The 15657-nt window shown below is 67.6% G+C and carries 13 protein-coding genes; 8 read left to right on the plus strand and 5 right to left on the minus strand.

All coding sequences use genetic code 11. The annotated features are described in order from the left end of the window. Position 1 precedes the first annotated feature (1 nt). From JW030_RS01475 to JW030_RS01485, 3 genes are all read left to right on the plus strand, one after another. Positions 2–1207 (plus strand): substrate-binding domain-containing protein, encoded by a 1206-nt coding sequence (locus JW030_RS01475; RefSeq protein ID WP_188046028.1) that lies wholly within the window; start codon positions 2–4, stop codon positions 1205–1207. A 99-nt stretch (positions 1208–1306) separates the two neighbouring features. Beyond that, entirely contained in the window at positions 1307–2203 is an 897-nt protein-coding gene (locus JW030_RS01480; protein WP_188046027.1) for a sugar phosphate isomerase/epimerase, read from the plus strand. Then, positions 2200–3243 (plus strand): sugar phosphate isomerase/epimerase, encoded by a 1044-nt coding sequence (locus JW030_RS01485; protein WP_188046026.1) that lies wholly within the window; start codon positions 2200–2202, stop codon positions 3241–3243. Before JW030_RS01480 ends, JW030_RS01485 begins: the two co-directional genes overlap by 4 nt. A gap of 21 nt (positions 3244–3264) precedes the next feature. Here JW030_RS01485 and JW030_RS01490 read toward each other — a convergent pair whose 3' ends face one another. Next, on the minus strand, positions 3265–5553 hold the full coding sequence (locus JW030_RS01490) for a glycosyltransferase family 2 protein (protein WP_188046025.1): 2289 nt from the start codon (positions 5551–5553) through the stop codon (positions 3265–3267). A 144-nt stretch (positions 5554–5697) separates the two neighbouring features. On the opposite strand from JW030_RS01490, the gene JW030_RS01495 reads away from it, so the two are divergent. Continuing rightward, entirely contained in the window at positions 5698–7284 is a 1587-nt protein-coding gene (locus JW030_RS01495) for a carbohydrate-binding protein (RefSeq protein ID WP_188046024.1), read from the plus strand. On the opposite strand, the gene JW030_RS01500 is transcribed toward JW030_RS01495, so the two are convergent. Further along, complete coding sequence (locus JW030_RS01500) at positions 7250–8530, minus strand: D-alanyl-D-alanine carboxypeptidase family protein (protein ID WP_188046023.1); 1281 nt, start codon at positions 8528–8530, stop codon at positions 7250–7252. The two genes, JW030_RS01495 and JW030_RS01500, sit on opposite strands and share 35 nt — an antisense overlap. An 84-nt stretch (positions 8531–8614) precedes the next feature. Here JW030_RS01500 and JW030_RS01505 point away from each other — a divergent pair, with 84 nt between their 5' ends. Further along, entirely contained in the window at positions 8615–9703 is a 1089-nt protein-coding gene (locus JW030_RS01505) for an FUSC family protein (protein WP_241095500.1), read from the plus strand. 15 nt (positions 9704–9718) lie between these two features. On the opposite strand, the gene JW030_RS01510 is transcribed toward JW030_RS01505, so the two are convergent. Then, complete coding sequence (locus tag JW030_RS01510; protein WP_188046022.1) at positions 9719–10147, minus strand: DUF3237 domain-containing protein; 429 nt, start codon at positions 10145–10147, stop codon at positions 9719–9721. 121 nt (positions 10148–10268) lie between these two features. On the opposite strand from JW030_RS01510, the gene JW030_RS01515 reads away from it, so the two are divergent. Next, entirely contained in the window at positions 10269–11630 is a 1362-nt protein-coding gene (locus JW030_RS01515) for a M20/M25/M40 family metallo-hydrolase (RefSeq protein WP_241095501.1), read from the plus strand. A 6-nt stretch (positions 11631–11636) separates the two neighbouring features. Here the strand turns inward: JW030_RS01515 and JW030_RS01520 are convergent, their stop codons facing one another. Further along, positions 11637–12233 carry a flavin reductase family protein gene (locus JW030_RS01520; RefSeq protein ID WP_188046020.1) on the minus strand — a complete coding sequence of 199 codons (597 nt, stop codon included), beginning with the start codon at positions 12231–12233 and terminating at the stop codon, positions 11637–11639. 122 nt (positions 12234–12355) lie between these two features. Between JW030_RS01520 and JW030_RS01525 the strand changes: the two genes are divergently transcribed. Next, positions 12356–13111, plus strand: coding sequence for a MerR family transcriptional regulator (locus JW030_RS01525; RefSeq protein ID WP_188046019.1), 756 nt, complete (start codon positions 12356–12358; stop codon positions 13109–13111). Between the two features lie 69 nt (positions 13112–13180). Here the strand turns inward: JW030_RS01525 and JW030_RS01530 are convergent, their stop codons facing one another. After that, positions 13181–13834 carry a CHAP domain-containing protein gene (locus JW030_RS01530; protein WP_188046018.1) on the minus strand — a complete coding sequence of 218 codons (654 nt, stop codon included), beginning with the start codon at positions 13832–13834 and terminating at the stop codon, positions 13181–13183. A 288-nt stretch (positions 13835–14122) separates the two neighbouring features. On the opposite strand from JW030_RS01530, the gene JW030_RS01535 reads away from it, so the two are divergent. Next, complete coding sequence (locus JW030_RS01535) at positions 14123–15604, plus strand: dicarboxylate/amino acid:cation symporter (RefSeq protein WP_188046017.1); 1482 nt, start codon at positions 14123–14125, stop codon at positions 15602–15604. The last annotated feature ends 53 nt before the right edge of the window (positions 15605–15657 follow it).

Consider the following 15657-nt stretch of genomic DNA (forward strand, 5'->3'; position numbering starts at 1 on the left):
CATGAAACGATCGCTAAGCACCGCGGCGAGTCTCGTCTGCGCCGCATCGCTGATCCTGCTGGCGGGGTGCACGACTGATCCGTCGGTCGAGGCACCGGATGGTTCGGCTGAGGAGGCTGCGCCGACGGAGGAGTGGTTCGACCAGGAGCTGTTCGACAAGCAGTTCGCCGAGCGCTCCGTCGTGCCCGAGGGCCCGGAGGAGCAGCCGTACCTGCAGACCATCAACGCGGAGATGGTCGACACGGCGGAGTTCGCGTCGGAGGGGCCGAAGAAGGTCTGCTTCGCAAACGCGTCAATCTCAAACCCGTGGCGCCAGACCGGCTGGATCACCATGAACGAGCAGCTGAAGGTGCTGCAGGAGTCGGGCGCTATCTCGGAGATGGAAACGCGCGACGCGAAGGACAGCGATGACACGCAGATTGCGGACATCGACTACTTCATCGCCGAGGGCGAGTGCGACAGCTTCGTCATCTCGCCGAACTCGACCGCCGCCCTCACCCCCGCGGTCGAGCGGGCGTGCGCGACGGGCAAGCCCGTGGTCGTCTTCGACCGCGGCGTGCAGACGGATTGCGCGGTCACGTTCATTCACCCGATTGGCGGCTTCGCGTGGGGCATCGACTCGGCTGAGTTCCTTATCGACAACCTCAAGGAAGGCGACAAGGTGGTCGCGCTCCGGATCCTGCCGGGCGTTGACGTGCTCGAGCAGCGCTGGGCCGGCGCGGACAAGCTGCTGTCGGAAGCCGGCATCGAGACGGCCGACTACTTCACCGGCGCAGACCCGGCCGAGATCAAGAAGATCATCTCGGACGAGCTCGCCAAGGGCGACGTGCAGGGCATCTGGATGGACGCTGGCGACGGCGCCGTCGCCGCGATCGAGGCCTTCGAGGACGCCGGCAAGCCCTACCCCGTCATGACGGGCGAGGACGAGCTGAGCTTCCTGCGCAAGTGGAAGGACACGGGGCTCACCGGCCTCGCCCCCGTCTACTCGAACTTCCAGTGGCGCACGCCGCTGCTGGCCCTCGAGAAGATCTTCAAGGGCGAAGAGGTGCCGAGTGAGTGGGTACTGCCGCAGAGCCCGATCACGGCTGAGGAACTCGACGACTACCTCGCGCGGAACGACGGCATGCCCGACGGTCACTACGCGAAGTTCGGCGGCGAGGACCTGCCGGGCTACCCGACCATCTGGCAGGATCGGGTCATGCCCTAGTTTCACCCGCTCGTGACGGCCTCTCGTCCGGGCAATCGGGTGCGAGGGGAACCAGCACGACTGGTTCCCCTCGCACCATCTGTGCAGGAGGGAGTCGCGATGCAGCGACAACTGGGAGTGAACACCTGGGTCTGGGTGTCGCCGCTTCGCGACGTCGACCTCGCGCGAATTGCGCGGCAGGCGCAGGGCATCGGGTACGAATTGCTCGAGCTGCCGGTCGAGTCGCCCGGCGACTGGGACCCGGCACGGGCGGCCGAGACCCTCGGCGAACTCGGCATGGGGGCGCGCGTCGTCGGAGCGATGGGCCCCGGCCGCGACCTGATCGATGACGCCCATCGGGCGGCGACGCAGGACTACCTTCGGCGCTGCGTGGATGTCGCGGTGCGCGTGGGGTCATCCACGGTCGCCGGCCCGTTTACCGCCGCGACCGGTCGCACCTGGCGCATGAGCGCGGCTGAGCGGGGGGCCACGATCGCGACGCTCCGCGGCGCGCTCCGTCCGGTCGCTGACTACGCGGCCGAGCGCGGGGTCAGCCTCGCGATTGAGCCGCTGAACCGCTACGAGACCAGCCTCATCAACACCGTCGATCAGGCGCTTGATGCGCTCGACCCGCTGCTCGGGGCCGGGGTCAGCCTCGCCCTCGACAGCTACCATCTCAACATCGAGGAGCGCTCGCCCGCCGCCGCCATTCGCGCGGCTGGCGCGCACCTGCAGGTCTTCCAGGTCTGCGGTAACGATCGCGGGCCCGCCGGGCCCGACCACACCGATTGGGCCGCGACCCTCGACGCGCTCGACGAGGTCGGCTACGCCGGCCCCCTGACGCTCGAGAGCTTCACCGGCGACAACGACACGATCGCCACCGCGGCCTCGATTTGGCGCCCGCTCGCGGACAGCCAGGATGAACTTGCCCGCATCACCTACGACTTCTTTACCGATCTGCACCGACGCCGATCTGAACCGAACGAACGCGAAACGACTCTGGAGCCGCAGCCATGACCGACCCCACCTCGTCACACCCGGTCACGCTGTTCACCGGCCAGTGGGCCGACCTCCCGTTCGAGGAGGTCGCGCGCCTCGCCGCCGAATGGGGATACGACGGGCTCGAGATCGCCTGCTCGGGCGATCATCTCGACCTCAAGCGCGCTGATGAGGACGACGCCTACCTGCGCTCGCGGCTTGAGATTCTCGACCGACACGGCCTCGGCGTCTGGGCCATCTCGAACCACCTCGCCGGCCAGGCCGTGTGCGACGACCCGATCGACTTCCGCCACGAGGCGATCGTGCGTCCCTACGTCTGGGGCAACGGCGAGGCCGAGGGCGTGCGCCAGCGGGCGGCCGCGGACATGCAGCGCGCGGCCCGGGTCGCCCGCAAGCTGGGCGTCGACACGGTCGTCGGCTTCACCGGCTCGAAGATCTGGCCGTACGTCGCTATGTTCCCACCCGTGCCCGCTTCGGTGATCGATGCCGGCTACGAGGACTTCGCGACGCGCTGGAACCCGATCCTGGACGTGTTTGACGCTGAGGGCGTGCGCTTTGCCCACGAGGTGCACCCGTCTGAGATCGCCTACGACTACTGGACGACGGTGAAGACGCTTGAGGCGATCGATCACCGGCCCGCGTTTGGGCTGAACTGGGACCCGAGCCACCTGCTCTGGCAGGGCGTCGACCCCATTGGCTTCATCACCGATTTCGCTGACCGCATTTATCATGTGGACTGCAAGGACACCCGGCTGCGGCCGCCGACGGGGCGCAGCGGGATCCTGGGGTCTCACCTGCCCTGGGGCGACCCGCGGCGCGGCTGGGACTTCGTATCGACCGGGCACGGCGACATGCACTGGGAAGACGCGTTCCGTGCGCTCGGCTCGATTGGCTACGGCGGCCCCATCTCGATCGAGTGGGAGGACGCGGGCATGGACCGCCTGCACGGCGCCGCCGAAGCAGTGGGCAGGATCCGCTCGCTGCTCTGGAAGCGTCCGACCGTGTCGTTCGACGCCGCGTTCTCGAACCAGTCCTCGCCGGAGGGCGAGGCGGCGTAGTCGAGTGCGGCCCGTTCGGCGCTAGCGGATCCCGATCCTGCGGCGGCGGTCTCGTTGGCCCCGAAGATCGCGATTCAGTCGGCGGTCGCCATAGTAGAGGATGCCCTCCCAGTTGACCGGCTGAGACGGATCGACCAGATCCTCAGGCGCCTTCCGCTTCTCCTTGCGCGGGACGTGCAGCCAACCGAGGAAGCCGAGCCACACGTCGACGAACGAGTTCCTGATGCCGATGTACGCGCGGATCGCGCCGGCGGCCATCAACGCGTTGAACGACGCGAAGATGACGTTGCCCCAGTTCTGCTCGGGGATATCGCGCAGAAGGGTGAAGATCGAAAAAGCCACGATCACGTACGGCACGATGACGTAGATGGCGGGGGCCGCTGTGCGGTCCTTCACCTTGGGTGTCCGCGCGAATGGGATCTTCTCGCCGGTGATCATCTGCTGGAACGACTTTACGACCCCGGCGATATTGACGGGCAGCAGCACGAGGTTGAACCCGTAAATGCGGAAGATGTCGCTGAAGCGGTGGCCGCTCTCGCGGAGGTCGCTGCCCATCGCGATGAAGTACGGCAGCGCTGCGGCGAGCACAAACGGGCTGAGCAGTCGACCGTCAAATGGGTAGGCCAAGAGCAGCACCAGGCCGAAGCTTGCCCAAGAAATTGACGCCATGTAGTTGGCGCGCAACAGGAACTCGCTGAGAAGGACGCGCTCCCGCTTGAGGCGGCGCGCTCCCAGCTGATCCCAGAATTTCGGCAGGATCAGCAGGCCGCCGTTTGCCCAGCGACGCCGCTGCACGACCAGTGACCCGAAGTCGGGCGGGGTGGCGCTGTAGCTGAGGCGTTCGGGATAATTGACCAGGGACCAGCCGTGGGTCCCGAGGTCCACGCTGGACTCCGTGTCCTCGATCACCGTGCGGTCTTGGATGTACGTGCGGATCTCGAAGCCGCCGACGACTTCCACCTCGACGATGTCCTCGAGCGCCTCCTTGCGGATGACGGCGTTCGCCCCGACCCAGAAGGTCGCGTTGTAGTAGGACATGCCCTGGTGGAGCATGTGCTGCAGATCAGTCGTGGCTCCGGCCACACGTTCGATGCGGGTGGGGGCGCCCCGGAAAGACGAGTAGGGCGTCTGCGTGACGGCCACCCGCGCGTTCTCGGGCTGCTCGAGCAGATAGACGAGGCGCAGGCAGTAGTCGCGCAGCAGCATCGAGTCCGCGTCGAGGGTCAGGAGGTAGGTCGAATCGGGGAACGAAACGTCGCCTGCTTCACCCTCCGGCGCCGGGCGCAGCACCGTGCCGTCAGCGGTCTCCTCGACGTTCCACGACTTTCCCATCACTGAGATGTAGGAATTCAGGTTCATCGCCTTGTTCGCTTCGCTCGAGAGCGACGCGTACTTCTTGCGTTCGAAGGTGCTCATCTCCGCGCGGAAGATGCGCTCGAGCCGCCGCATGAGCGTGAGGATCCGGGCCGCATCAGGCCCGCTGCCCTGCTCAATCGAGGCGTCCAGCGCGAGCAGGGTCAGTCGCAGCTCGCGGGCGAGCCCCATGATGACCTGGTCGACGAAGAACTCATCGACGTGGTCGTCAACCGGTTCGGACTCGGCGAACGCCTCGAGCCACTCGGCGGCGGAGCGATACTCGTCCGCCAACGCCTGCACATCTCCGGGTGCCACGGTGGGGTCGGAGGCGAAGCTCGCTGCGAAGCGGTCGGCTGCCTCACGGAACTGTGCGGCGGGGGTGGCAAGCGCCTCCTGGATCTCAGCCGCCAGGCCCCGGGTCTGCTCGAGTTTTGCGCGCACATCGGGGTCTGTGGGGGAGGGCGGGTCATCGATGAGGAGCACGACGCGAAGATCGGGGAACTCCTGGAGGGCCGCCGACCAGAGCGTGCCGCGCACGACATGGGGCTCTTCCGCATACGAGGGGACGAGCACGGTCACGGCCTCGTCATAGTCGCTGAAGTGCAGGTCGAGCTCGCCTCGGGGAACGCGGCGGTGCTCGCTGAACCGGTAGAGCGCGCCCTGACGCGCAATGAGATACATCAGCGCCGAGAAGGTCAGGAACGTGACCACGATCACGTACACGATCGCCTCGATGGTGAAGCGGAAGCCGGCATCCGGATTGTTCAGGAGCTGACGGATCACCGTCGAGACGACGTAGATGACCCAAAACACAATCGTCAGCAGGATCGCGACACGACCCATCGCGATCTTCCGCATGCTCGGTCGGGGATGAATGATGGACAGCGGTTCGGACCGTCGCTCCGCGCCCCATTGTCGTCGCCTGGTCTTCGCGGGCGCGGTTGTAGTTGTCATCAGTGATTCCCCCGGGATTCCCAACGATTGCGGTGGCCTGCGCCGCCGGGTTGGGTACACTGCTCATGATAATGAACAGCTTCCACAATCGATACGAATCATCCGATTCTAGGGTCGAGAAGCGCGCATGTTCCAGGGGGAACCATGTCTCAACGCTTTCCTGGGCAAAAGCTCTCCATTCCGCGGGTCACTCTCGCCGGTCTGGTGCTTGCTGGTCTGGTGTTTGCCGGCGTGCAGGGGTGGAACTGGTTTGAGGACAAGTCTTCGGTGACCACGAAATCCTGGATGGCGGGATACGTCGACGTGACTGCGACGCCCTCGTACGCGTTCGAGGCCCCTACGGCCGGAGCGAACAAGAACGCCGTGCTGTCGTTTATCGTCGCCGACACGGCAGACGCGTGCGCCCCGTCGTGGGGCACCTTCTACTCGCTCGAAGAGGCGGGAGTCAGCCTTGACCTCGATCGCCGGGTGGCTCGCCTGAAGCAGCAGGGCGGGGACGTGCTGGTCTCGTTCGGGGGGCAGCTCAACGATGAGCTCGCGACCGCTTGCACCGATCCCGACAAGCTCGTCGCCGCCTACGAGGCGGTTATCGACCGCTACTCGCTGCGGACGATCGATGTGGACGTCGAGGGAGCAAACCTCACCGATCGCGCTGCCGGCGAGCGGCGAGCCCAGGCACTCGCGGAGATTCAGAGCGCGCGGGCGGGCACCGATACGCCGCTCGCTGTGTGGCTCACGCTGCCCATTACCCCGTCCGGCCTGACCGAAGAGGGCACGGACGCGGTCACCCAGATGTTGGAGGCGGGCGTCGACCTGGCCGGCGTGAACGCGATGACGATGGACTACGGTGGCTCCCTTCCGGCGGGCACGTCGATGATCGACGGGACGAAGAGCGCATTGAACGCGCTCCACCAGCAACTGCGCGTGATCTACCTGCGCCAGGACATCCAGCTCGGCCCGATTGGGCTCTGGAGCAAGATCGGGGCCACCCCGATGATCGGACAGAACGACGTTCCAGCCGAGGTCTTCTCGCTCGACGACGCGGAGAAGCTCAACTCGTTCGCGCAAGAGAACGGCATCGGTCGCATGTCGATGTGGTCGCTCAACCGCGACGCTACCTGCGGCTCGAACTATGCCGACGTGCAAGTGGTGTCCGACTCGTGCAGCGGCGTTGACCAGGGCAACCTCAAGTTCTCAACCGTGCTCGGAAACGGTTTCAACGGTTCGCCCGACGCTCGGGCCGGCGACGTGACCACCTCCGACCCGTCGGCGGTGCCCGCGCCCATCGTCGACGACCCGGCGACCAGCCCATACCCGATCTGGAAGAAGACCGCCGCGTACCCCGCGGGGACGAAGGTCGTCTGGCACGGGTTCGTGTACGTCGCGAAGTATTGGACGCAAGGCGATGTCCCGGACAACCCGGTGCTGCAGGCGACGGAGACGCCGTGGCAGCTCGTCGGGCCGGTGCTGCCCGGCGAAAAACCCATTCCCGTGCCGACGCTGCCGGAGGGTACCTACCCGGTCTGGGTGGGGGACACGATCTATACCCAGGGCCAGCGCGTGATGTTCGACGGCGTCGCCTACGTCGCCAAGTGGTGGAGCCAGGGGGACAGTCCGCAGGCCGCTGACGAGAACCCGGACGGGTCGCCGTGGCGGCGGCTGTCGAACGACGAGATTCGCGAGATCCTGGGCGAGACTACTCCCAGTTCAGCAGCTCCTGCGGGTGGGTAAGTCGCCACCAGAGGTCGGGCTCGGCGATCGCCGCACCGGTGACTACTCGGACCTTCGCTGCCCCGGTGGGGGAGTCGATGGCGACCGAGCCGGCCGCCTGGCCCGCCGGCCCTGCCGCGAGCGGATCGAGAGAGATCTTCCGGGACGCCGCCTCTCCAGGAACGAGCGTCCCGGCAGACGCATGAGTCGCGAGTAGCGGGACTACCGCGCCCGTCCAGGTCACAACCGAACCGAGCTTTTCGTCCTCGGCGACGAATTCACGCGGCTGCGCCAGTGCGTTCATGTCGGCGAGCACTCGGCGGCTTGAGTCGGCCCGCTCCTGGGCGGTGGGCCGCCCCAGCGTGACGGAGATCTTGACGACGGGGCGCCCGTCGACGTCCCCGGTCTGCGCGGCGGCGAGGTTGTAGCCGGCGTCGCTCGAGCGCCCCGTTTTGAGGCCAATAACGCCCACGGAACCGAGCAGTGGGTTCGTGTTTTCGACGATCCCGATGCCGGGCACGTCCGCGACCGGCAGGCGCGTGAGCGCTGCGAGCGTGGGGTCCGCGAGCACGAGCTGCCCGATCCGCACCACGTCAGCGGCACTCGCCTGGTTGCCCTCGTCCATGCCGCTCGGCTCGACGACGCTCAGGCTCTCGAGGCCGTGTTCTTCTGCCCACGCCGTCGCGGCGGTAACGAACGCCTCGTTGCTGCCGAAGATGGAGTCAGCGTACGCCGCGGCAAAGTCGTTTGCCGAGGGCAGCAGCATGAGTGTCAGCATGTCATGCGCCGAGAACACCGTGCCTGCGGGCACCGGGAACGCCACCCCGTCGAGCGCGACGAGCTCGGCCTGGCGCTGCACGTCGGCCTCGGTCCAGGTGTAGCTCGGGCCGGCCTCGCCCGGTGCGACCGGTGCCGCCTGCTGGCACACCAGCACGGTGACGAGCTTGGTGATGCTCGCGAGCGGGTGCGGGGCCGGGTCGTTTGCGAACACCGTGTCCTCGCCCACCCAGCCGAACGCGGTCGGCAGTGTTTCTGCGGCGACGGACTCTTCGGCGGGTGCGGTGTCAGCGGCGATGCTCGCGGTGGCCGGCGCGAGCAAGGCTGGCCGCAGCGCGGGCAGGGGCGCCGCCGCGCACGCGGCGACGTAGCCGCCCATCGCGAGCACGAGGACGAGCGCGGTGCCCCCGATAACGCGGAGGCGTGTGCGACGCTGACGAGGCATGTGCGGCGTCCGGCCGGCTGTGAGGTCGGCAGGAGCGTCGGTCATGGGTCCAGCCTAGCTTCGGCGCCCGCGGGACCGCCGAGGCGATATTCTCGACCTGACACACCGGGTCGGGGGAGGCGTAGCCGCATGATGGAGCAAGACCCCCAGCCACGCACCTCGGCGCTGCAGATTGTGGGTCGCGCGACTCGGAGCTTGCTTGAGCTGCCGCCGTCGCCTGGCCCTCGCACTTGGATCGCGCTCCGCGCCGCGCTTTCGGTCTCGCTGCCGTTCGGCGCGCTCACCCTGCTCGGGCACCCCGAGATCGGGCTGCAGACCGCCGCCGGTGCCTTTGTTGCGCTGTATGCCGCAGGAATGGGAGCGGCGGAGCGAGCAAAGGTGCTGCCGTTCGTGGCCGCGGCGCTCATCGCCTGCACCGCACTCGGTGCACTGCTGGCGCCGTGGCCGATCCTGCTCGCCATCGGGCTCGTAGGAGTGACGGTTGTTGCCAGCGCCCTGTGCTTTGCGTACCGGGTCGGACCGCCCGGCTCAGTGTTCTTTGCGCTGGCCTTCGGTCTCTCCGCCAACATCACCGCGGTCGTCGACGGTGAGCGGCTGAATAGTCCCGTCACCCTCATGCTTGCGGTCTCTGGCGGTGCGCTGTTTTCCTACGCGCTCGCGCTCGCCCCATTGCTGCGGCGCGCTGAACGGGCCCGCCCGGTGCGGCCCGTGGACGAGCTGCTCCCCGGTCCCTGGTTGGGTGCCGGTGAACGTGAGCTCCTTGCCCGCGTCGCCGTGGTCGCCGTGCTCGGGACGGCGGTGAGCGTGATCTGGATCGACCCGCACCGCGCCTACTGGACGGTCACCGCGGGCGTCGCGGTCGTCGGCCTCGTCGCCGGCCGCCGCCACGCGATCGGACGGGGGCTGCATCGCACGGTGGGCACGCTGATCGGCGCGGGCCTCTACCTGGCGATCGCTCCGCTCGGCAGGATCCCCCTGCTGCTCGTGCTCCTGCTCGGGATCCTGCAGTTCGCGGTCGAGTCGGTGGTGGTGCGCAACTATGCGCTCGCGCTCGTGTTCATCACGCCGCTCGTCCTCCTGATCTCGGGCGCGGCCACGGGCGGGGGAGACTTGTGGGGCTCGGCGCTCGAGCGCTTTCTCGACACGGCGGTGGGGGTGGCGATCGCGATGCTCACTGGGCTGATCCACCGGCGCTCGGCGCCGCGGGCGTACAGGTAGCCGCCGGCAGGATCCTTAGCCGACGACCTCGTAGACCACGATCGTGGTGTGGGCGTCGGTCGACGCCGCCTGGCCGACGAAGGCCCGCTGCGTGAGCCACTGGTACTGCGGCGCGATGGTGCGGAACTGCGGGGTGGTGATGAAGAGCTCGTCCGCATCGCTGCCAGCGACCTCCGGGGCGATCCGGCCGACATTCACGATGTCGATCACCGCGCCGTCCTCGGTCCGGATCCAGTAGCGCGCCTCAACCTCGTAGGCGCCGTCGCTCCGGAGTCGGCACCAGTCGGCGCCGCCGGGTTCGACCGTGGCCGTGATCCTGCCGGTCACCGTTCCGCCGGTGATGGGGATGATGTCAAGCTGCTCGCCTGCGCGTGCCTCAATGGGGAGGGGCGGTGCCACCTCGGCCACGATGGTGAATGCGTACTCGAGTTGGGGCTGGCTCACGGCGGGCGCCTTTCATCTATGGCAGTGGGACGGTCGTGAAACACAGTATCGGTTCCGCACGCGGCCTCGAAGTTCCGCTGCTCCGTGGACTATCGTGGGCGTGAACGCAGGAGGAACTGACGTGGAAGCAACGCAGGCGAGTGCCGTCGTCGAAGGCGCCGATGTTCGCGGCGCCGTCGAATTGTTGCGGGACCTGATCCGCGCCGCCTGCGTGAACGACGGCAGCGACGCCTCGGGTCAAGAGATCCGGGCGGTGCAGGTGCTGCAGCGATTCCTCGCAGAGGTCCCGGCAGGATCCCGGCCGATCGAGATGCAGGTCTTCGAGGCGATGCCCGGCCGTGCCTCGCTCATCGCCCGCGTGCGTGGCACCGACGCGAGCGCGCCGGCGCTCGGGCTGCTGGGCCACCTCGATGTCGTTCCGGTGGACCCGGACGGCTGGACGCGGGACCCGCACGCCGCCGATCTCATTGACGGGGTGGTGTGGGGGCGCGGTGCCGTCGACATGCTGTACCTCACGGCCGTCTTTGCGTGCGTACTGCGCGAGACCGCGATCGCGAGCGATGCCCCGCGCGGGGATCTCGTGCTGATCGCCGTCGCCGACGAGGAGGCTGGGGGCGAGCGCGGGCTCAAATGGCTGCTGCGGCACCACGGCGACGCGCTGCGGGTGACCGAGGTGCTGTCCGAGTCGGGCGGCATGCGGATGGGCGCGCACGTCGCGATCGGTGTTGGCGAGAAGGGCTCCGCGGGGCGCAAGCTCGTCGTTTCGGGGCGTCCGGGGCACGCGTCCATCCCCTTCGGGGCGGACAACGCGTCGCTCCGCCTCGGGCAGGTGCTCGCCCGTCTCTCCGAGGCGGCCCCCGCCGTGCAGCTCGGCCCGCTGTGGAATGCGTTCATCGACGCCCGTGTCGCCGACCCGTTGCTAGCGGAGCGCCTGCGCGACCCGGTCCGCCTGGACGCTGCACTGACGGAGCTTGAGGGCATCGCGGGGTACGCGCACGCGGTCTCGCGCGTCACGATCTCACCGACCGTCGTGCGGGCAGGATCCGCCCATAACGTGATACCCGGCGAGGGACGGGTGAACCTCGACATTCGCACGCTGCCGGGAGTCGACGATGCAGAGGTGGACGAGTTGTTGCATGCTCTGCTGGGACCGCTCGCCGAGCAGGTGCACATCAAGCATCTGCTGGGCTGGCCGGCGAGCTCGTCGCCCACCGACACCGAACTGTTCGCATCGGTGGTGCGCGCGGTGACCGTGGTCAGCGGGGCGCCCGTGGTGCCGATCATTGCGGCGGGCGGCTCTGACCTGCGCCACTTCCGGGCGCTCGGCATTCCCTGCTACGGATTTGGCCTGCTCAGTGCTGGGCTGAGCTACGAGGAGTACCGTCGGCGCATTCACGGGAATGACGAACGCATCGACGTCGAGTCGATCGCGCTGTCGCTTGCCGCCTTGCGCGAGGTCGTGCGCGATCGGGTCGGCGGCTAGCCGGGACTACGTGTTGCGCGGGTCGGGGATCGCCGAGTTCTCGTCGATCGCGTGCCAGGTGCGGTCGTGGTACACCAGGGGGCGCCCGGCGGTGTCTGCACCCGGGGTGTGGGTCTCGAGCGCGTGAATGACGAGCATGGTCGACGTTCCCGCCTCGAAGCTGTTCACAATCTCGCCCCGGATCCAGGTGTCGACGCCGTGGAACAGCGGCTCCCCGGTGGGCAGACGGTCCCAGCGCGCTGTGTCGGCGAAGCGGTCGATGCCACTCGTGGCGCCGAGTGCGGCCAGGTCGACGTTCTTGTCAGTGAGCAGATGTACGATCACGGTCTTCGACCCCAGCAGCACGGGGGTGCTGGACGAGAGGGCCGACGCCGAGAAGATGAACAGGGGTGGTTCGGCGCTCACCGAGATGACCGAGGTCACCGTGATGGCGATCGGGCGGCTGCCGTCGTCGGCGGTCACGAGGGCGACGCCGCCTGGTTGGTGGCGGAACACCGCCTTGAGTTGGTCCGGGGAGATGCCGCCGGTAAATCGCGCGGTATCTACGAGCTCGTGCTCGGCGAGGGCGGCGAAATGCGGGGTCTGTGAGGCATCTACGGTCATGGCTCTAGCTTGCACCCGGATCCTGGTGGCCCGCTGACTGGGCCCGGGAATAGATTCCACCACGACTTGACCTTGACGTAACGTCAAGTTCTAACGTTGATCTCGACGGAAGGAACAGGGCCATGGAATGGTCGATTCAACAGATCGCCGGCGCCGCGGGGATTACTTCGCGCACACTTCGGCACTACGACCAGATCGGGCTGCTGGTGCCCGCGAGGGTCGGCGACAACGGCTACCGCTACTACGACGACGCGTCACTCGTGCGCCTGCAGCGCATCCTGCTGCTGCGCGAGCTGGGCCTCGGCCTGCCCGAGATCGCGGACGTGCTCGACGGCCAGGTCGCGGACGCGGAGGCGCTTGAGGCCCACGTGCGCTGGCTTGAGCAGGAAGCGGGCCGGATCCGGGACCAGATTCTTGCCGTCACCGCAACCATTGCCGCACTACAGAAAGGTGAGTCGCTCATGCCTGAGCACATGTTTCACGGGTTCGACCCGAGCCAGTACCGCACAGAGGTCGCTGAGCGTTGGGGTCCCGAGGCTGCCGCGAGATCCGAGCAGTGGTGGGCGAAACTCGGCAGCGCCGGCCAGCAAGAGTTTCAGGGGCTGCACCGGGCGCTCCAGGACGACTACGACGCCGCGATACTCGCCGGCGAACTCCCGGAGGGAACGCTTGTGCAGGCGATCGCCGCCCGGCACGCTGCCTGGATCGCCGCGGGGTGGCAGGGTCGGCGGCCCGGCGCGAACGCACTGCGCGGCCTCGCCGACATGTACGTCAGTGACCCGCGATTCGCGAAGAACTACACCCGGGTGGACCCGAAGGGCGCGGAGTTCGTGCGCGCTGCGCTGCATGCCTTCGCGGCCTCGCAGCCCGCGGAGTGACGCGGGGCGCGCGAAAAACGGGCCCACCGGATCCTGCAGGATCTCGGTGGGCCCGTTCGGGTCACGGTCTTAGAAGCGCCAGAATGCGGCGTTGAAGCCTGCTGGCGGCTCGGGAGTCCAGTTGGACTGCGCCTGCACGAGGCCGGATCCGCCGGGGTTGTTTGACTCGATGATGCTGAAGGTCCCATCGCCGTTCACGCCGGTGATGAGGACGGTGTGCACGCCGGTCACCCACGCGGTGGGGTCGGAAGAGTACTCGTACTGGACGATGTCGCCGGGCTGGACCGCATCGTACGCGATGCGCGTGGCGGTGACGTAGTTTGAGACGGGGTTGCCGCCGCCGGACCAGTTGCCGCCGCCGGCGCGGATCCAGCGTTGCGCGGACATGATGCACTCACCGGGCTGGCTCCACCCGGTCGGACGCGAGGTGCCGATCTCGGCGGTGGCCTGCGCGATGGCCTGCTCGACGTTGAAGCCGTGGGGGATGGCAGAGGTCGCGCTCGAGACCTCGATCATGGCCTCAAGGGGCGTGGCCGCGGCGGTGTCGATCTCGGTCACGAGAGACTGCGGGGTGCGGGGGGCGTGCACGGACGCTACGGCGTCGGCGGCTACGGGGGTTGAAATGGGGGCCACGGGGGAGGTGGCGAACGCTGGGGTTGCGCCGAGCGACAGTGTCAGCGACGAGATAGTCGCAAGAATTGTCGCTTTGGTATGGAACCGCATCGTGTAAAGAACTTCCTATCGGCCTGTCGGGGCACAGCCCGAATGAACAACAGGTAACAGTATGTGTTACCGATCCGTTATAAAGCAAGCGGGGCCCCTGTGAAGATCATGGATGTCGCTTCAAGTAATTGAATTCGCGCGGATCTGCGGGTGGCGGGCCGCGCGTGGGGGTGAGCGCCTGGTAGCCCGCAAGGAGTCACGCAACGCAATGTCTCCCATAAGCTCCGCGAATGTGTCGTATGCTCGGTCAGTCGGGTCCGCTGGGGACCCTAGAGAGGACTACCCCCAATGTCGACAGCGACAATCTCGAGGCCCGCCCGGGCCTCACGTCTCCCGAAGTGGCTGACCTCCTTCGGGGTGCAAATCTTTGCCGCACTCGTGCTGGGCGTAGTGCTGGGCCTCATCGCTCTGCAGCTTGGTCCTGACGCGGAGGGCAACCCGAACGGCCTGCTCGCCACGCTCGACGTGGTCGGCGGAAAGTATGTGTCGATCCTGAAGGCAGCGGTTGTCCCGCTCATCTTCACCGCGATCGTCTCGAGCATCGTCGGCCTGCGCAAGGTCACGAACGCCGCCCGCCTCGCCGGGCAGACCCTGCTCTGGTTCGCGATCACCGCGCTCATCTCGGTCTCGATCGGCATCGCGCTCGGCATCATTCTGCAGCCCGGCTCGCACGGCTCGAAGACCGAGCTGACCCCGGGCGACCCGTACGCGGTCGGCACCTGGTGGAACTTCCTCGCCGGCATCGTGCCGAGCAACTTCCTCGGTCTCTCGGTCGGCACGTCCGCCGACGAGGCTGGCGCACTCACCTCGAGCGTGAACTTCAATGTGCTGCAGGTCATCGTCCTCTCGGTCGTCGTCGGCATCGCGGCGCTCAAGATCGGCGAAAAGGCAGAGCCGTTCATTCGCGTCACCGAGTCGGCGCTCTCGATCATTCAGAAGGTGCTCTGGTGGATCATTCGCCTCGCCCCGATCGGCACCCTCGCGCTCATCGGTAGCGCGGTCGCCAACTACGGCTGGGCCAAGATCGGCTCGCTCGGCTGGTTCGTCGGCGCTGTGTACTTGGGCCTCGCGATCGTCCTGTTTGTGGTCTACCCGGTCCTCGTAAAGAGCCATGGACTCTCGGTTCGTCAGTACTTCTCGGGCGTCTGGCCCGCCGTGCAGCTCGCCTTCGTGAGCCGTTCGTCGATCGGCACCCTGCCGCTGACCGAGCGCGTAACCGAGCGCAACCTCGGCGTGCCCCGCGGCTACGCTTCGTTCGCCGTCCCGCTCGGTGCCACCACCAAGATGGACGGTTGCGCCGCGATCTACCCGGCGATCGCTGCGATCTTCATCGCGCAGTTCTTCGGCCTGGACCTCTCGATCACGCAGTACCTCCTGATCGTGCTCGTCTCGGTCGTCGGCTCCGCCGCCACGGCGGGCACCACGGGCGCAACCGTCATGCTCACGCTGACGCTGTCGACGCTCGGCCTGCCCCTCGAGGGCGTCGGCCTGCTGCTCGCCGTCGACCCGATCCTCGACATGGGTCGTACCGCGGTCAACGTCGCCGGTCAGGCGCTCGTGCCGACCATCGTCGCGAAGCGCGAGGGCATCCTCGACATCGAGCTGTACAACGCTCCGCGACGCGGCGAGGCCTTCGACAACGCCGACGCGGTGGGCGAGGACGCGCAGGATCCTGCCGGAGAAACCCTCGCCGAGGCAGCCGCACCGGCCGTGGATGGCCGCGAGGTGCACGTCGCTCGCGAGTCGGCAGATGCGCAGAGCGGGCGCTAGCGCCCAGCGTTTGCCGCCGCGATTTCAGACGGACGTACTTCGTCCCGTATGAT

Source organism: Leucobacter sp. CX169, assembly GCF_017161405.1.
Classification (GTDB): Bacteria; Actinomycetota; Actinomycetes; order Actinomycetales; family Microbacteriaceae; genus Cx-87.